Genomic DNA, 17,825 nt, shown 5'->3' on the forward strand with positions numbered 1-17,825 from the left:
TCAGCATGAGGGCAAGCATGCATCGACTTCTCGGCCAGCCCGGAGCGCTGCCTAACGGCTGGCCGTCGCGTTCGCCACGCCGTCGGGGGAACAACTGCCAGTCAGTCGACCCATCGTCCATGTGTCTCATGTGCAGTAGACATCGCAGAATGCGTGCAGTCTGTTTGCTGCCTCAGTACTCGCGGGCCGAAGCTCGGAAAGAGGTTTCGCCGTGACATCAAGCTTCGCCTTACCCAAACGCCGGCGACCCTCTGCAGTGACATCAGTCGTTTTTCCGTTCGTCGGCGGCGACATGGGAGGTAGCCACGTCTCGGCCTTCACCCTTGGACGGGCCCTGCAGGAGGAGCATGGAATTCGGTGCAGCGTCCTTTGTTCAGCTAGAACGCTCGTCGCCGAACAGGCAGACAAGAGCGGTTTCGCCGTTGTAGCGACCGGCGAACCACCCACGTATCGCCATCATCCGGCATACGATGCGGTTCGATTTGCCGATCGCTGGCGGATCGTCAGGGAGTTGGCCACAGATTGTGTCGTCCATTTCAACGACCTCGCAGCCGTGCAGTCCTGGGGACCGGTGGCGCGGCTGGCCGGCAGGCCCATCTTGTATCATCACCGTTCACTCAATCGGATGACGTTGCCCAAACGGCTTCTCGTCAATCTTGCCCACGAAGTCGTCTGTATCTCGCAAGCATGTGAGCACAATGTGGAATTCGTGGCGCCGGGCAGGAGAACCCTCGTGCTCAATCCGATCCACGTGTCCGGCAATAACCTTCTTCGTCGTGAAGCACGCCGGTTCGCAGCTGAGATCGGGTGCTCAAGGCAAGGGCCTCTCATTGGTTTCGTGAGCAACTTCTGGTTCAGGAAGCGGTCGCGCTATTTCCTGGAGGTCTGCGCAAGGTTGGCTTCAGCCCGACCAGATTGTCACTTCGTCGTATTTGGACGCAACGGCGACGAAACCGAGGACGATCTCATGGGAGTGGCAAAGGAGCTTGGAATTGCCCATCGGGTGACGTTTGCCGGTTTCCGTCTACCTGGCGAGCGGAACATCGCCGCCCTCGACCTCCTTCTTGCAACGTCGGTAAACGAGCCATTCGGGCGCACGCTGGTTGAGGCGGCTATCGTCGGAACGCCGTATCTCGCCACGGACGATGCAGGCCACCGGGAGATCTGGAACCGCTGGCGCGGCGGCCGCTTGGCGGAAATCGGAGTGAATCCGGATGAGTTCGCATCGCTCGCACTCGATATCCTTCGCGAACCCGAGGCCGTGATTCTCGGGCAGCACGAACGCGGGCAAATCGCCGAGGATGTTTCGGCGCGCACGCACGCTCGCCGCATCATCGAGATCTATCGCCGACTCGAGGCTCCCAAGCCGGGACTCGCGCAATTCCCGCAAGAGGCCCTGTAGGCGGAGAACTGCTTCGCGTCGCCCGACGCTGATCGGCAACCCGGTACCGGCTCTATTCGCCTCACCTCGTCGACATTTCCAATCGCATTCGGGGCATCCGTATGCGCCGAAGCACCTGCGCATGAAGCGTATAGGCCAGCGTCAGGGCGAGAAGCACATTCCCTTCGATCAACCAGAACGGCATCGTGGCCAAATTCAACACAAAAAATCCAATGTGCGCGCCCATGATCAAAGGGCGTCGACCAGAAGCTGTCCTCATCGCAAGCTTGAAGTTCAACGCGAACAAATACACCAGGGAAACGAGCCCAAAGAGCCCGGCCTCGTACAGCACCGACACGAAGGTGTTGTGGGCGTAGTGGCTAAACACTCCGTCCCACGACTCTGGACCGAAACCGAGAGCGAGGTTCGTGACCGAGCCGTTCAGGTAAGCCGTGATGTAGCGACTCCAAATGATCGCACGAGCTGACAGGAGGTCAGCCTCCGCCTCCGTATAATATTCCGGCGGCTTGAGGAGGCCCGCGCTGTTCGACAGCACAACGAACAGATCACTGAACCGCTGATGCATGGCACTCGCGAGGGCGTAGAGCAAGATGGCTCCGGCCAACCCGATCACGATCACGATCACAGGGCGTCCGCTGGGAGAAATGCGCCTGATCGCGCCAAAGAAGATGATTGCGGCCAAGATTGGGAGTGCCGCCAGTAGTGACGTCCTGTAGTTCGCCAGCAGAAGCGCGAGCAGCGCGGCAGCTATGCACAGGACGGTCAGTCGTGGCTTGTCCGGCGCCAGGAAACATGAGCAATAGAGAAAGGTGAGGACAATAATGGAGAATGCGGCTTCATGGTTGTAGCCGCCGATGAAGCAAATAGAGCCATCTTCCTCGCTGCCCTTGCCCAAGCCCATGACAACCGACAGCAGCTGCAGAGCGAGGGGCGGCAGGAAAACGGTGAGGAGGCCGCAAAACAGCGCAACGGATCCGTGTCGCCGCAGGGCCTCGTAGGCAGCAATCGTCAGGGTGATAAGATAGCCCCATTTTGCGAGGCTTCCCACGCCTTCCACGCGGCCGTTGGCGATTGCACTGACGGCTAGAACCGCGATCATCAGGTAGACGGCCCCGAGAGCTTTCAGCTTCAGAAGGCGCTTGTCTACGACGGCGAAGCCAATGGCTGTCAGGATGACCGAGGCCAATGCGTTTAGCGACAGTCCCCCGGCTATTGGGGAATACGTGTATTCGTGGAACGCTGACATCAGGTAGCGCAGCCAGATAGCAGCGATCAGAAAGCGAGTCGGATTGTCCTTGAAGCGGGAGGCAGCGATCCAAGTGGAGGGGAGCAGAATCAGAAAGGCACCCATCACAATGTGTGCAGGGAACGTCGGAATCTCTGATTCCATAATCTGAACCCTTCCACCAAGCCCGGCTTGCGCGTCGGTTCGACCCGTCCAGGCGCCATGGCGCTCGGAACGGCAGATCCAATCTGCTTTAGTCCGAGAGGATGTGGGTCGCGAGTGAGCTTCTCGAACCCAAGTGGTGAGCCGATCCGTCGACTTCTGGGAGGGGCATCAGCCGGGCCAGATCCACACGGATTTGTTCTGTGATGCTCTCGACCTGGCTCACGCGCGTCATTCCGGTGCGCATTGCCGCGTCGCTCTGGATTGCTGCCAGATCGATAGCATCGAACGCCTCCAGTAAGGCAAGCCCGCTGTCTCTCCAGCGATGCTCGCTGTTGAGAACCTCGCATAACCCGCGGATCAACCGTGCTGTGAGAGCGCCGGGCCTGTTGTTCGCGGTTTGGGTAATGCATTGCAGGGCTGTGATCACTGTTGCGGCGCCATAAAGCCTCAGGCAGCGGGAAATTGCGCCAATGGCCATCGTTTGCCCGGGACGCTGACGCTCGACCGGAAGCGGGTAACGAAGAAGCTCTACGTCCGCCCTGACGCATACATCAGCGACATCGATGGCCCAAGGCTCGCGCGCCACGACTGCCGCTGCATGTAAGGCCATGGGTGAGATTGGCACCGTAATGCCGTTGATTGCCTTGAAGGCGATTGCCTGCTGCTCGCGCGCGGCGATGACTACCTGACACGGGACGGTGTCGAAACCCACTAGCGCCGCGGCCGTGGTCCTGTGCTGTCCATCGATGATGACGAACTTCCCTCCCTCCACTGGAGCAACGACGACTGGAGAGAAACAGGACCATGAGAAGGCCGAGGCGATTCGAATGACGTTGCGGCGGCCTTGCCCCACGATAGGGCGCTGGTAGGTCGGATCAACGACGAGATCTTCGATCCGGAGCCATTGCAGCATCGGAACCGCGCCGGCACAAACGCCAATTGGCTTTTCCAAGTCTTCTGTCGAGATCGGTCGCATGCAATGCTCCATTGACAGCTGGTGGACATCTTTGTTCGCTGAGAAATTCCTTTCTGATACAGGGCGGCGACGGCCCGTCTCGATGCCGAACCGCCGCTCGCCATAATCGGCGCTTGCCTCAAAAGCCCTAGTTGGCGCCCGATTGCGAGTGTGGGTTCGAGCCCTCGCTTGCGGCGCTCAGGCTGGGCCAGCGGGCCGAAAGATCCTCTCCGGGCCCCGATTCCACCCCCACGACATCGCCCGGCTCGACAATAGCGTTCTCGTCGACCACGAACTTGACGGCATTGATGCCATTCCGACGGACGATCCAGAAGGCCATCCGCTGTTTGGTCTGTAGCGAGCGGTCGAGCACCAACCGTGGTGCGACGGTGGTCGCTTCATTCACAAGACCTTGGGCGGTTGCGAGGCGCGCCCTAAGCTGGTCAAGTGCGACCTCCGTCTCCTGTATTTCAGTGACGACCTTCGCCTTGCGCTCTGCCCTCAGGTCGGACGCATCCCGGTCCGCTTTGCTGATCTCCTGCCTGGCGCGGAGCGCGGCAGTCGTGTAGTCGAGCATCTTGCTCTCGAGATCAGCCACCGTGCGCTCGAGTGCGAACTCTCGCGAACTCACTGCCAAGCCCTTTTCAACTAGGCTGCCGACGCTCCTCAGTTCGCGACGGGCGAGAGAAATCTGCTTGTCCTGAACGGCGATCTTTTGCTGGAGAGACTCAATCTCCTTGGAGAATAAACCTATGAGTTCCGAATGAGCAGCCAATTGGGAGCGCATCGAGTCGCTGCGTGCGTTCATCACCGCAAGCTCGTCGGCAATGAGCCGCGCGACGTCTGCATCATCGCGTAATTCTTCCGGGGCAGCGATCTGCGTTCTGTCGGCGAGTTCCGCGGCCAGTCGCGCGCGGCGGACCAGTACGCGGCGTATTTCCAGACGAGCGCTCTCATGGGTTCCGGCTGCTGTGAGCCTATCGCGCTCAAGGCGGATGAGGCCCGCCTCAGTCTGCCGGAAAAAGCCACCCGACAGGCCAACCGCCTGAAGCACCGTCAGCCCAGGTCGGTAGGCGTACTCACTGGGACGCTCGACGCTTCCAACCACGTAGATCGGCCTGTATTGGATAATCTCGACGGCGGCTTCTGGCCGGTTCGGGAGCCCGGCGCGCTTCTGCAGGGTTTCGGCAACGGCAACAGCAAACTCGTCCGCCGTCATTCCTTCCGCAGGTAGGCTGCCGATGAGTGGTAGCGAGACAACCCCGGAGGCGTTCACGGCGTATTCGCCGGCGAAAACCTCCCAGTCGAAATACTCGGTTTTGCCGACCCTCCACTCGACGACCTTGACGCGTAACCTATCCTGCGGGCCAAGGCGATAATCGTCGGCTGTAGCACCGAGCGGGAGCAAGACAAACAGCAATGACCAAAGCAGGTTATGCGACCTGACACTCTGGAGTGCGTTACTCCGAGCCAGTGTCTGGACCAGAAACCGAGAGCCCATCGCTGCCTCTCTGCATTCCGACATCAATTGCCCTAGGCGGGATCGCTGTACATACGACCGTCAAAGGATCGCCCGGACGGTTTCCATTTCAGCAATTTCGATGACGAGGCGAGATGATGATGTCCGACATCTCTCTAGCGTGCTAATCTACGCACGTACGCTTCAATGAAGCTGCAACTCTAAATAGCTCCAACATAATTGATAATACTCTCGGGGAAAAGCGCAGATGTCAACCTCTATAAAGCGCTGAGGTTACCCTCGTCTCGCTCGCTCGGAGATCCGAACGCCCCATTTATCGCAAGATAGCGTAAGGCCACAGCCCACATTTCCAAGAGCTATTGCCACATTCCAAGAGCTCATTCCAAGAGCCATTGAATGTGGGTGACGCAGCTTGAGCAAGGGCAGTGTATTGGGGCGTGTGATGAGCCTGCCAGTTTCGTCGGGCACGCTCGCGTCCCGGAGGTGCTACAAAACCTGCCACGACCTCGCCCCTCACGCGCGAACTTCAGCGGGTTGGTTTTGCGTCTCCGCCGGATACGCTCGCGGTAAACCTAATTATCTGAACGCCGTCGATCTCCTGACACAATCCTGTTGGAAGGCCGCTTTTCCGCAGTCATTGGGAGCATAGCTTGACGGTTATTGATAAACCGCTGCTCGTTGTCGAGTCACCGGATCGTACTCATAATTTGTTCCGTAACGCGCAGCGGCCCTTGCTTTTTTGTGCCGTGCCAGAGGACTATCCTGTGCCCGGCTTCGTGATTGCGGAAGGGTGGCTGTTCGAGCGATCGCTTCACCCTGCGGATGCTCCGCCACCAGGTTTCCACTCAAGAGCCGCATCGGCTGGCGTGCGGTTTAACGGCTTCTACCTGTTTCACCTCATCGCGTAGGCGGTTCAACAAGCATCAACTTCCTGGCGCTCTGATCCAAATTAAGTTGTGTTCGGATAACGGGGGAGTTTCGATCTGGTCGGAAGAGCGATGATGCAATGCCCAAAGCGCGGACACAGACGGCGCGTGCAGCCTCGGACCGAATCCTCCGGATTGGAATCCATCCCTATCCGAGATGAGGGCGCGCACCTTCGCGATCGCGCGCGGCGAGCTGATGCCGAGGTCAGACGATCCGAAGATGTGGGTGCCGTCCGCAGGGGCCTTCGGGGAAGTTCTTTCAAGCAAGAATAAAGCTTTGCTTGAACGGATCCGGAGCGAGCGTCGGCCATCGTTGTGTCGCAGCTTCGCTCAACCTCAGCCCGTATTCGGGATCCGATCGCGGTATTCCTGCGCCAGGGCGATGAATTCCAGGACGAGATTCGAGCGGGAAACATTCGAAGGAAATAAGGCGCCGAAATTGAACGGAACTTCGGGCCGTAAGGGCCGCGAGATGAGACCGACCTGGTGAAATGCGGACGCGGTGAACGGGTCGGCGATCGTAATTCCGGCGCCTTCGATGACGAACTGGCAAGCGACGGCTGTTATCGGCGTTTCTATCTGAACGTCGTAAGGCACGCCCGCATCGTTCAGGACGCGCTCGAGCGCCAGTTGGATAAGGCTGTTCGGGCCACTGCCGACGAGCGACACGCCACGGAGGTCCTTGGCCTCCACGAACGGTTTGTGGGCGAGGGGATGCGAGGGCGGCATCACGCAGACGCCGCAGGCACGATCGAACAGCGACACTTCGAGGCCCGGCCGTTCGAAGGGCAGCATGGCAAAGCCGATGTCGAATTGCTGTGTGGTAACCGACGCCGCAATCGTCTCCGAGCGCTGGACCTGCAGCGAGGCCGTGACGCCGGGTCGCTCCCGCAGAAATCGCGACATGACACGCGGAAGAAAAGTCTGTGCGAGAGCAGGCATGCTCACGATTCGCAGATGCCCTACGCGTCGCTCGCGGATCTGAGACGCGCGGTGGAGCACCTTGTCCAATCCAAGAAATGATCTCTCCACTTCCTCATGGAAGAGGAGCCCCTCCGCCGTCGGGACCGTGTGCCCGTCGACGCGGGTGAAAAGCGGGAAACCCACAATGTCCTGCAATTGCCGGATCATGCGGCTGACCGATGGCTGGGATGTGCGCAAGAGCCGGGCGGCTTTCGTGAAACCGCCCGTCCGGATGACGGTCTGAAAGGCCTCGAGGTGCTTATGACTGATCTGCATGGAGAGAAGAGATTAACCCAAAAAGCGGATGGCGAAACAGGCGGCAAGCCGTCAATCCCGGTCCAGTCCGGTGCTTTCAATTCGGCATAGCCCATATCAGATATGTATAAGCGAATTAAAAATCATGCAATTGACATATCAGCCAGCCCACCGAAACTAGGCTCACCCTGCGGCAGAAAGCTGACTGCATTGATGATCCGCCGAGACCCCGGATCGGAATGGAACGCGACTGCCAGAAGACAGGCTCCAGAAAGGGAACATGATGATCGACCGCACCAGGATTCTCCTTTACGCGACCGCTCTGATCGGCGCCTCCGCAACAGGGAGCGGGGCGATCGCCCAGGCTCCGCAGACGATGTACATCGCCGGATATGGCGGCTCGTTCGAGAAGCAGATGCGCGACACCATTCTGCCGCCCTTCGAGAAAGCCAATAACGTGAAGGTCGAGTACGTCGCTGGTCAGTCCACCGCGACGCTTGCCAAGCTCCAGGCGCAGCGCAGCAAACAGGAGATCGACATTGCCATCGTCGATGACGGCCCGATGTATCAGGCGGTGCAGTTCGGCTTCTGCGCACCCATCGAGAAGGCGGCTGTGCTCGACGACGTGTACCCGATCGCCAAACTGGACGACCGCGCAATCGCGTTCGGCATCGGGGCGACAGGTCCGGTTTATAACGAGAAGGTCTTCGCCGAAAAGGGATGGCCCGTCCCGCAATCCTGGGGCGATCTCGGCAATCCTGCCTACAAAGGGCAGGTGTCGCTCCTCGGTGCGGCCAGCACCACGGGACTCCATGGCTTGATCATGGTGGCGCGTGCCAATGGCGGCGGGGAAAAGGAGATCGAGCCTGGCTTCGTTGCCTATCGTGACAAGATCCGGCCGAACATGCTGACTTTCGCGCCCTCCGCTCCGAAGCTGGAGGAGTTGCTGCAAAGCGGCGAGATCGCCATGACGGTGGTGGCCCGCTCGCGGGCGGTGGCGCTTAAGAAGGCCGGGTTGCCGCTGAAAATCGCCGAGCCGAAGGAAGGTACAGTGGCGCTGATGGTGACCATGTGCCCAGTGGTGGACAGCGACGCGCCGGCGCTGTCTCAGAAGTTCATTCAATACATGCTCTCGCCCGACGTGCAGAAAATCCTCGCGGGCAGCGGGTATGGCCCGGTGAACAAGACCACCAAGCTCTCCGAAGACGAAGCCGCAGGTGTTCCTTTCGGGGACGAGGCGGTGTCCAAGCTCGTCAAGATCGATTGGCCGACCGTCAACCAGCAGCGCGCCGCGTGGACGCAACGCTGGAACCGCGAGATCGAACGGTAGCACGAGGCGTTCCGGCTCGCTCGGGTGAAGGCGGGCCGGATTCCCAATCGGATTTGAGAACAACATGAGCAAGATCGTCATCGAATCGCTGGTCAAGCGCTTCGGGAGCTTCACTGCGCTTAACGGGATCGACCTTGCGATAGAGCCCGGCGAATTCATCGGGCTGCTCGGTCCGTCGGGCTGCGGAAAAACCACGACGCTCAACATCGTCGCCGGATTCGAAGACGCCACTAGTGGCCGCGTGGTTCTCGACGGCAGGGATCTTGCGGGGATTCCAGCCAACCGACGCGAGATGGGTGTGGTCTTTCAGAGCTATGCGCTCTTTCCCCACATGACGATTTCGGAGAACGTTGCCTTCGGTCTGGAGATGCGCAAACTGCCGCGGGCCGACCGCGAAAGCCGCGCGAAGCACGCTCTTTCTCTCGTCAGGCTCGAACATTTGGCGGACCGCTATCCGCGTCAGCTGTCCGGCGGGCAGCAGCAGCGCGTCGCGGTAGCGCGGGCGCTCGCGATCGAGCCGTCGCTCCTCCTCCTGGACGAGCCGCTCTCCAATCTCGACGCGAAGTTGCGGGAGGAGATGCAGGTGGAATTGCGCGCCATTCAGCGGCGCGTGGGCACGACTACCATCATGGTCACGCACGATCAAGCCGAGGCGCTCGCCACCTGCGACCGCATCGCCGTGATGGATGCGGGTCGCATCGTCCAATTCGCCGATCCGCTCACGCTTTATGACAATCCCCGCACGCAATTCGCCGCGAGCTTTGTCGGCAAATCCTCGCAGCTTCCGGGACGTGTAGTGAGCGTCGCCGGGTCGTCCCTGTCCGTTCAGATCGATGGTTGCAGCTCTCCGGTTGCCGCCCATGCTCGAGCAGCCGTCGCTATCGGGGACGCGGTGGTTTTGGCCTTGCGCCCCGAGAAGATCCAGCTGGCGGCTCCGGGAGAGGGTTTCCTGAATGGTACACTCGTCTCTCGCGTGTTTCAGGGGAGCTCCTGGCTGTTCGTGATCGATACTCCGGCGGGAACGGTGCTGGTCTGCGACCTTCATCGCGGCGAGCCTGCATTCGCCGAAATGCAGCCGCTGTCCTTGAGCTGGCGCCCTGAGGATGTGGCTCTCATCCGGGATGGAACCGACAATGGCTGAGGCTTCGAAGGGCCGGATCCCCTATCTTCTCAGCCTTCCTGCGCTGCTCCTATTCGCGGCTCTTCTCGTGACGCCGCTTGTGATGACGGCGATCCTGAGCTTTCAGAACTACGATCTGACGACCGGCGTGATCGATGGCGTCACGCTCGGGAACTACAGGGATGCGCTGAGCGACCCCTATTATCATACCATCTTCCTGCGAACGATCGGCATCGCGCTCGCCACGACGGTTCTGTGCGTGCTGATCGGCGCACCGGAAGCTTATGTTCTCTCCCGGATGCAGCCGCCATGGCGATCGATCTTTCTGATCGTCAGCATCTCCCCGCTGCTCATTTCAGTCGTCGTTCGCACGCTCGGATGGGCGCTGCTTTTTGGGCGCAACGGCGTCATCAATCAGGTTCTCGGCGCGCTGGGGCTCGGAACAGGACCGATTCCTCTTCTCTATACGGTCCACGGCATCGTGATCGCGCTCGTCCATGTGTCCGTCCCCTTCATGGTGATTTCCGTCTGGGCCTCGCTGCAAAGGCTGGACCCGAAGGTCGCGCGCGCCGCGCTGTCGCTCGGGGCGAGTGAGGCCACGGTTTTCCGGCGCATCATCCTGCCGCAGATCATTCCGGGCATTCTCTCAGGATCGCTCATCGTGTTTGCACTCGCGGCGAGCGCTTTCGCAACACCTGCGATCATCGGCGGTCGGCAGCTGAAGGTCGTCGCCACCGCGACCTACGACGAGTTTCTCGGCACCCTCAACTGGCCGCTGGGGGCAGCGATCGCCATCGTGCTGCTCGTGGTCAACGCCGCCATCATGCTGACCTACAACAACCTTCTCGAACGCCGCTACGCGAGGACCACGCGATGACGCGCAACGGCCCTCTCGCCATCACCTTCAACGGCCTTTTCGTCGCCTTCATGCTGGCGCCGCTCGTCGTGGTGATATGGATGTCGTTCACGCCGGAGAATCTGCTCGTCCTGCCGACGACCAGCCTGTCGCTGCGCTGGTTCTATGCCATCCTCGACAACCAGCAATTCATAAACGCTCTAGGCATGAGCATCATGCTCGGGTTGATCGCGGCGACCGGCGCGATCCTGCTCGCCGTGCCCGCCGCGCTCGCATTGTCGCGTTACCGCTTTCCCGGACGGGATGGGCTCGTCGCATTCTTCCTGTCGCCGCTGATCATTCCGCATGTGGTCCTGGGCGTCGCCTTTCTGCGCTTTTTCACCCAGGTCGGGGTTTCCGGCTCATTCATCGCCCTGATCGGAAGCCACATCCTCATCATTTTCCCTTATGGCCTGCGGCTCGTTCTCGCATCGCTGACGACAGCCGATCCGGCCATCGAACGCGCAGCGGTTTCGCTCGGCGCGACGAACTGGACGATGTTCCGGCGCATCCTGCTTCCAATGATCATCCCGGGCGTGGCCGGCGGCTGGATGATTTCCTTCATCCAGAGCTTCGACGAGGTGACGATGACGGTGTTCGTCGCCACGCCGTCATCGATGACGCTGCCGGTGCGCATGTACCACTATATCGAGGAGTCCATCGATCCTCTTGTCGCCTCCGTATCGACGGTCGTCATTTTCGGCACGTTCCTGCTGATGTTCATCGTCGACCGCGTCTACGGCCTCGATCGCACGCTCGTGGGGCCGGGAAAATGATGCCTTCCGCGCACCTCCGACGGGTTCCGCGTGGCAACGCCCCCGCACTTCTTCCCGACAATCAAGAAACGTTCTCAGGGTTCATAGCATGAAAGCCATCGTTGTAGGTGCCGGCATCGTCGGTTCGTCCGTCGCTTATCGTCTTGCGCAGGCGGGTGCATCCGTCACGCTCATCGAGGAACGTCGCGTCGGGGGTGGTACGTCGGGCGTCAGTTTCGCCTGGGTGAATGCGTGCGAAAAGCTGACCTCGAAGCCTTACTACGACCTCAACTTCGCCGGACGCGAGGCCCATGCCCAGATCCTCGAGGAATTCTCGGATGCCAACTGGTATCATCGCCCGGGTGTGATCCAGTGGCAGGGAGCCCAGCCGGAGGCCGGCGGCACAGACGGTTCCGATCCTTTCCAGAAGCTGAAGCTGCTTCAGGAATGGGGCTATCCGGCGGAGAGCCTTTCGCATGACGATCTGCGAAAACTCGAACCGGAATTGAACCCCGACGTGGTCGGCAATGCGTCCGTCATCTTCTATCCCAACGACGGCTGGTGCGATGCGGTCGTCTACGCCGGCTCCGTTATCGGCGGCGCGATCGAACGGTATGGTCTCACGCTCGTCACGGGCAAGGTGGTCGGCTTGCAGGTTCATCGCGGCCGCTGCGAGGGCGTCACGCTCCACGACGGCACCACGCATCAGGCCGATATCGTGGTGAATTGCTCGGGACGCTGGTCCAACGACGTGGCGGAAAAGAGCGCATACCAGATCCCGCTCGCGCCCACCGTCGGCCTCATCGCATACACGCAGGCGGCGGGCGTGAAACTCAAGCGCGCGTTGCGCACGCCGCTCGTCAATATGCGTCCTGATGGCGGCGGCCGGTTCATGCTGCGCTCGAACGAGCTCGACAAGCTGGTCGCGGCGGAATCGAACGCTGTGCCATTGCATCCCCAGGCGCAGGATCTTCTCCGGCGGGCAAAGCAGGTTCTGCCGGTGCTGGGGCCGATCGAGGTGGAGGCGGTGCGGATCGCCATTCGACCCGTGCCGCGCGATTCCTATTCGGCCGTCGGCCCAGTGCCGGATTTAAGCGGATATTATGTCGTGGTGACCCATAGCGGCGTCACGCTCGGCCCGTTCCTCGGGCAGGCTGTCACCGATGAAATCGTGCATGGCACGAAACGTCCGGAACTCAGCGAGTTCCGCCCGAGCCGCTTCTTCAACTAGCTCAACTCAGGAAACGGAAATCATGCGCGTTGCAATCATGGGAGCCGGGGCGATTGCCTTCGGCAGTGCTGCTTTTCTGAGCGCGAACGGACACACGGCCGTTCTCTGGTCGCCATCAGGAAAGCGGACGGAGGCGCTCGCGCGGGGCGAAGCGTTGATCAGCGAAGGCAAGGTGGAGGGACAATTCCATCCGGAGATCGCAGTCACCTGCGCCGATGCGGTCGCGGACGCCGATGCGATTCTTCTTGCGTTGCCGGCCAACGGGCACAAAGTGGTGATGGATGCCATGGCGCCGCACCTGACCGCCGCGCAAGTGGTCATCATCAGCTCCCACGCGTCGCTCGGCGCGCTCTATCTGGCAAAAAAACTGGCTGAGCGCGGGCTCTCCGTACCGATCGTTGCCTGGAGCACCACGGTTCTGCGCGCGCGCCAGCGCTCGCTGACGTCGGTTAAGATCGCCACTCTGCGGGGCAAGGTCGATCTCGCGACACTCCCGGTGAGTGAGAACGAACGGGGCCTTGCGACGTGCGTCGCGCTGTTCGGCGACCGTTTTGTGCAACGTTCCGACATCCTCGCCATCGCCCTGAGCAACGTCAATCCGCAGAGCCACATGGCGCTTGCCCTGTCCAACTTCACGCGCATGGAACGCGGGGAGGATTGGGGACAGACCGAAAACATGACGGATGCCGTCGGGCGCCTGCTCGAAGCGATCGACAAGGAGCGCCTGGCCATTGCATCCCGCTTCGGCCTGACGGTGAGGACGATGCGCGAGCATTATTCCCTGACCTATGGCGTTCCCGACGCACCGATCGGCGAGACCGCCCGTCTCCTCCTGACACGAACAGAGCGAACTGCGGGGCCGGCAACGATCGACACCCGCTATGTTCTTGAAGATGTTCCATTCGGACTTCTGCAGAACCTCCTTCTCGGTCGCATGATCGGAACGGATGTCAGCCTGCACGAGGCTGGCCTCAATGTCTTCTCTGCTCTCTACGGTCGCGACCTCGCGAAGGACAACGATCTCCTCCCGGCGGTCGGATTGGCCGATCTGCCAAGGGAGACGCTCATGAGCTTGGTGAGGGAGGGTTGGCCATTGCAAGAACCCGAACATCACCAAGCGTAATGTAAATGGCGGTCGAGAGAAGATTTACGTACTGCATAGTGTCCATGAAAACAAACGGTCGATTGATTGATGTTTGTGCTTGACGCCGAATGAAATTCGAACTTCCATTCGAATAACGTATGGGGACCAGATGCGCATAACTCATCGTCACCTGGAAGCATTCCGCGCCGTTCATCTGGCTGGCGGCTTCACGAAAGGCGCCCAGCTCCTGGGCATCTCGCAGCCGTCGATCAGCCGTCTGGTGCAGCAACTCCAGCAGGCGGTCGGCTTCACGTTGTTCACCCGGATCGATGGGCGGACGGTGCCGACGGCAGAGGCGCTCGCTCTGCACCAGGGAGTCGAGCGATCCTTTCATGGCCTCGATGAGGTCATGCAGCATGCGGACAATATCAGGCACCACCGCGTCGGCTCGCTGCGGATCGTCAGCATGCCGGCGCTGGCGCACGCCTTCCTACCCGGGGTGCTGGCGCGGTTCATGAAAGAGCGGCCCGGGGTCGTTGCGACGCTGCAGATCGAACGCACGGACGCGCTGCCGCACTGGATCACGTCGCAGCAATTTGACATCGGCTTCGCCAATCTCCCCGTGGACAAGCCGGGCATTCAGACCGAACTGTTCGATGAGGCGGAAGGCGTCTGCGTCATGCCGGCGGCACATTCTCTCAGCGCGAAGAAATTCATCGAGCCGAAAGATCTGCGAAACGTTCCCTTTATCCACAGCGGTCCCAACGGGCGCATGCAGGCTTCCATCCGCCACATGTTCGAAGATGCGGGCGTTCATTGCGACGTCCAGATCGAGACCCCGCTGGCGGCCGTCGCGTGTCGATTGGTGGAGGAGGGGGCGGGCGTGACGATCGTCGATCCTTTCACCGCGCATCTCTACGAGCGGCAGGGACTCGTCGCCCGGCCGTTCCGCCCGGAGCTCAAGTTCAATTTCGGCGTGCTCTTCCCGAGTTACGCGGCACGCTCCACGCTCGTGCGGCAATTCATGAGCGCCGTCTCCGAGGAGCGGGATCGGATTCTGGGACGCGCCGGCGCCCCAAGGAGCCGTGCCAGGGGAACGGCGAAACCCTCATCGCGCAAAGCGGTCGCATGATCCGGTTGCTTGCCCGGAAGGCCGCCATCGTACTCACCACGTTGCTGGGCGCGGTTCTGCTGGCATTTTCCTTCGTTCGACTGATCCCTGGCGATCCTATCGAGGTCCGCTACGGCGACATGGACCTCACGCCCGAGCAGCTTGACGCATTCCGTCGCGATCTCGGCCTCGATTTGTCGCTGCCGCAGCAATTCCTGATCTATATCCAGCATCTTCTGCGCGGCGACTTCGGAACCTCCTTCACCACCAATCGCCCGGTTTGGGAGGAGTTTATCACGCTTCTGCCGGCGACGCTGGAACTCACCATCTGCGCCGTGATCTTCGCTTCCATCTTCGGAATCCTTCTCGGCATCACGGCGGCGGTGTTTCGCAATTCCTGGATCGATTACGGCGTCATGAGCGTGTCAGTGACGGGCGCGTCGATGCCGGTGCCCTGGTGGGGCATGATGCTGATCCTCCTGGTCTCGGTTCAACTCGGCCTGCTGCCGGTTTCCGGCCGATTGTCCGCGGCTTACTACGTTGAGAGCGTCACGGGCTTTCTCACCATCGATGCGCTCCTCGCCAAGGATTATGAGGCATTCAGATCGGCCTTGCGCCATCTCGTCCTGCCGACAATCGTGCTCGGAACCGGCATTCTCGCAGTCATCGCCCGCATGACCCGTTCGTCGATGCTGGAGGTGCTGGGGGAAGATTACATTCGAACGGCGCAGTCGAAAGGCGCGTCGCGCGCGCGCATCCTGCTCGTGCATGCATTGCGCAACGCCATGATTCCGATTGTGACCATCATGGGTCTTCAGGTCGGCTCCCTGGTTGCTGGCGCGATCCTTACAGAAACGGTCTTCTCCTGGCCTGGCATCGGACGTTGGCTCGTCGGTTCGGTCAGCACGCGCGACTATCCCGTCCTGCAGGGCGGCGTCCTTCTCATCGGGGTGATGGCGATGCTGGTCAATCTCGGCGTCGACGTGACCTACGGCCTCCTCGATCCTCGCATCAGGAGCCGCCGATGAGCGACGCAATCCTCGCGGTTCCCGAGAAGATCCCGTCGCGGGCCGTCGAATTGTGGAAGAGCTTCGCGCGCAACCGCGCCGCTCTGGTATCGAGCGTGGTGCTCGTGGTGCTCGTGCTCCTCGCAATCTGCGCCAGCGTGGTCGCGCCGCACGATCCCATCGAGCAGTTTCGGAAGGATATTCTCCTGCCGCCGGCATGGCTGGAAGGCGGCAAGGTGGCATTCCCGCTTGGAACCGATGATATCGGTCGCGATATTCTCTCGCGCCTCCTCCATGGCGCGCAGCTGTCGATTCTGATCGGCATCATCGTTGTGACCATCTCGTTGGTGGTCGGCTGCGCGCTCGGCTTGGTCGCGGCTTTTTTCGGCGGTCTCATCGATACCGCGATCATGCGGGTGATGGACATTCTCCTGGTGTTTCCCGGCCTCGTTCTCGCGGTGGTCGTGGTCGCCGTCGTCGGACCAGGGCTTTTCAACGCCATGCTCGCGGTCGCGATCGTGATGATGCCGAGCTTCACCCGCTTGACCCGCGCGTCTGCTCTACGCGAACTGTCCCGGGAATATGTGTCCGCCAGCCGGAGCGCCGGAGCGGGCCGGTTCCACCTGATGGTGCGCACGGTGTTTCCGAATTGCGTCGCGCCGCTCATCATCCAAGCGACGCTCGGTTTTGCCAACGCGATCCTCGACGCCGCGGCGCTCGGCTTTCTTGGTCTCGGCGCCCAGCCGCCGACGCCGGAATGGGGTACGATGCTGTCCGGCTCCCTGGCCTATCTCCAGAGCGCCTGGTGGATGGTGACCTTTCCCGGCGCCTGCATCCTCGTCACGGTCATTTGCTTCAATCTCGTCGGCGATGGCTTGCGCGATGCCCTCGATCCCAAATTGAGGCGCTGATGGCATACCTCGACGTCAGAAATCTTTCGGTCAGCTTTCCCACGGCGCGGGGCTATGCCCGCGTCGTGGAGGGTCTCGATCTCACGCTCGATGAGGGCGAGATCCTCGGCATCGTCGGCGAGTCCGGATCCGGCAAGAGCGTCTCCGCGTTGGCGATCCTCGGACTTCTTCCGCCGGACAGCCGCGTGACGGCCGATGTCATGCGGTTCGGCACGCATGACCTACTGGCGCTTTCCACCCGCGCGCGCAGACGGGTCGTCGGGCAGGACATGAGCATCATTTTCCAGGACCCAATGGCGTCTCTCAATCCATGCTTCACCGTTGGATGGCAGATCGACGAAACGCTGCGGATCGGCAGGATGCGGGGCAGGGGGCGGCGGCGCGATCGGGTGATCGAGTTGCTTCAGCAGGTCGGCATTCCCGCCCCGGAGAAGCGGCTTTCGGCTTATCCGCACCAGCTTTCCGGCGGCATGAACCAGCGCGTGATGATCGCCATGGCGATCGCGCGCAACCCGCGCCTTCTGATCGCGGACGAACCGACAACCGCGCTCGACGTGACAGTTCAGAAACAGATCCTCGATCTCCTGTCGAAGCTGCAGCGCGACACCGGCATGTCGCTCATCCTCATCAGCCATGATCTCGGCGTTCTTGCCCGGACGGCGCACCGGGTGATGGTCATGTATGCGGGCGAGGGGGTGGAGGAGGCCGAAACGCGCGCCCTCTTCACCTCACCGCAGCATCCCTACACGCGCGCTCTCCTCGACGCGCTGCCGGAGCACGCGGGCGCCCATCGGCGCCTGCCGACAATTCCCGGTCTGGTGCCGCCGCTCGGCGCGCGTCCCGAGAGCTGCATCTTCGGTGATCGCTGCCGCCTCGTCGCGCCGATCTGCCGCGAGGGGCGGCCCGCCTTTGAAAGCCACGGACCGCATCGTCGCGTCCGCTGTCACTTCCCGGCGCACAGGCTCGATCTGCGCGAGGAAGCGCATCTCGTGCACGCGCGATAGACAATG

16 protein-coding genes are annotated in these 17,825 nt (G+C 61.2%); 12 read left to right on the forward strand and 4 right to left on the reverse strand.

Features of this window, described 5'->3' with window-relative positions:
* The first annotated feature begins 256 nt into the window (after positions 1 to 256).
* The gene (locus FEZ63_RS00440) at positions 257 to 1,402 is read left to right on the forward strand and encodes a glycosyltransferase family 4 protein (protein ID WP_150941665.1); all 1,146 of its coding nucleotides are present in this window, start codon (positions 257 to 259) and stop codon (positions 1,400 to 1,402) included.
* 61 nt (positions 1,403 to 1,463) lie between these two features.
* On the opposite strand, the gene FEZ63_RS00445 is transcribed toward FEZ63_RS00440, so the two are convergent.
* From FEZ63_RS00445 to FEZ63_RS00455, 3 genes are all read right to left on the reverse strand, one after another.
* On the reverse strand, positions 1,464 to 2,792 hold the full coding sequence (locus tag FEZ63_RS00445; RefSeq protein ID WP_150941666.1) for an O-antigen ligase family protein: 1,329 nt from the start codon (positions 2,790 to 2,792) through the stop codon (positions 1,464 to 1,466).
* An 88-nt stretch (positions 2,793 to 2,880) separates the two neighbouring features.
* Positions 2,881 to 3,768 (reverse strand): ParB N-terminal domain-containing protein, encoded by an 888-nt coding sequence (locus tag FEZ63_RS00450; protein WP_162419636.1) that lies wholly within the window; start codon positions 3,766 to 3,768, stop codon positions 2,881 to 2,883.
* A 127-nt stretch (positions 3,769 to 3,895) separates the two neighbouring features.
* Positions 3,896 to 5,248 carry a polysaccharide biosynthesis/export family protein gene (locus FEZ63_RS00455; protein WP_162419637.1) on the reverse strand — a complete coding sequence of 451 codons (1,353 nt, stop codon included), beginning with the start codon at positions 5,246 to 5,248 and terminating at the stop codon, positions 3,896 to 3,898.
* Positions 5,249 to 5,877: 629 nt separating this feature from the next.
* Between FEZ63_RS00455 and FEZ63_RS00460 the strand changes: the two genes are divergently transcribed.
* A complete protein-coding gene (locus tag FEZ63_RS00460) occupies positions 5,878 to 6,135 on the forward strand; it encodes a hypothetical protein (protein ID WP_244622577.1) in 258 nt (85 codons plus the stop codon).
* Positions 6,136 to 6,489: 354 nt separating this feature from the next.
* Here FEZ63_RS00460 and FEZ63_RS00465 read toward each other — a convergent pair whose 3' ends face one another.
* On the reverse strand, positions 6,490 to 7,392 hold the full coding sequence (locus tag FEZ63_RS00465; RefSeq protein ID WP_150941669.1) for a LysR substrate-binding domain-containing protein: 903 nt from the start codon (positions 7,390 to 7,392) through the stop codon (positions 6,490 to 6,492).
* 259 nt (positions 7,393 to 7,651) lie between these two features.
* Between FEZ63_RS00465 and FEZ63_RS00470 the strand changes: the two genes are divergently transcribed.
* The 10 genes from FEZ63_RS00470 to FEZ63_RS00515 all read left to right on the forward strand — a co-directional run bounded on the left by FEZ63_RS00470 (position 7,652) and on the right by FEZ63_RS00515 (position 17,819).
* Positions 7,652 to 8,701, forward strand: a complete 1,050-nt coding sequence (locus tag FEZ63_RS00470) for an ABC transporter substrate-binding protein (RefSeq protein WP_150941670.1) — start codon at positions 7,652 to 7,654, stop codon at positions 8,699 to 8,701.
* Positions 8,702 to 8,765: 64 nt separating this feature from the next.
* Positions 8,766 to 9,842: an ABC transporter ATP-binding protein gene (locus tag FEZ63_RS00475; protein ID WP_150941671.1), complete on the forward strand. Its 1,077-nt coding sequence runs from the start codon at positions 8,766 to 8,768 to the stop codon at positions 9,840 to 9,842.
* On the forward strand, positions 9,835 to 10,698 hold the full coding sequence (locus FEZ63_RS00480; RefSeq protein ID WP_201274049.1) for an ABC transporter permease: 864 nt from the start codon (positions 9,835 to 9,837) through the stop codon (positions 10,696 to 10,698). Before FEZ63_RS00475 ends, FEZ63_RS00480 begins: the two co-directional genes overlap by 8 nt.
* A complete protein-coding gene (locus FEZ63_RS00485; protein WP_150941673.1) occupies positions 10,695 to 11,492 on the forward strand; it encodes an ABC transporter permease in 798 nt (265 codons plus the stop codon). Before FEZ63_RS00480 ends, FEZ63_RS00485 begins: the two co-directional genes overlap by 4 nt.
* Before the next feature lie 88 nt (positions 11,493 to 11,580).
* The gene (locus tag FEZ63_RS00490) at positions 11,581 to 12,702 is read left to right on the forward strand and encodes an NAD(P)/FAD-dependent oxidoreductase (RefSeq protein WP_150941674.1); all 1,122 of its coding nucleotides are present in this window, start codon (positions 11,581 to 11,583) and stop codon (positions 12,700 to 12,702) included.
* Between the two features lie 22 nt (positions 12,703 to 12,724).
* Entirely contained in the window at positions 12,725 to 13,825 is a 1,101-nt protein-coding gene (locus FEZ63_RS00495; protein ID WP_150941675.1) for an NAD/NADP-dependent octopine/nopaline dehydrogenase family protein, read from the forward strand.
* Positions 13,826 to 13,955: 130 nt separating this feature from the next.
* Positions 13,956 to 14,918 carry a LysR substrate-binding domain-containing protein gene (locus FEZ63_RS00500; RefSeq protein WP_150941676.1) on the forward strand — a complete coding sequence of 321 codons (963 nt, stop codon included), beginning with the start codon at positions 13,956 to 13,958 and terminating at the stop codon, positions 14,916 to 14,918.
* The gene (locus FEZ63_RS00505; protein WP_150941677.1) at positions 14,915 to 15,925 is read left to right on the forward strand and encodes an ABC transporter permease; all 1,011 of its coding nucleotides are present in this window, start codon (positions 14,915 to 14,917) and stop codon (positions 15,923 to 15,925) included. The genes FEZ63_RS00500 and FEZ63_RS00505 overlap by 4 nt, the downstream gene beginning before the upstream one ends.
* Entirely contained in the window at positions 15,922 to 16,815 is an 894-nt protein-coding gene (locus tag FEZ63_RS00510; protein WP_150941678.1) for an ABC transporter permease subunit, read from the forward strand. Before FEZ63_RS00505 ends, FEZ63_RS00510 begins: the two co-directional genes overlap by 4 nt.
* Positions 16,815 to 17,819, forward strand: coding sequence for an ABC transporter ATP-binding protein (locus tag FEZ63_RS00515; RefSeq protein ID WP_150941679.1), 1,005 nt, complete (start codon positions 16,815 to 16,817; stop codon positions 17,817 to 17,819). The genes FEZ63_RS00510 and FEZ63_RS00515 overlap by 1 nt, the downstream gene beginning before the upstream one ends.
* Positions 17,820 to 17,825: the final 6 nt, after the last annotated feature.

Origin of the sequence: Microvirga brassicacearum (assembly GCF_008757455.1) — a bacterium.
GTDB classification, from domain to species: domain Bacteria; phylum Pseudomonadota; class Alphaproteobacteria; order Rhizobiales; family Beijerinckiaceae; genus Microvirga; species Microvirga brassicacearum.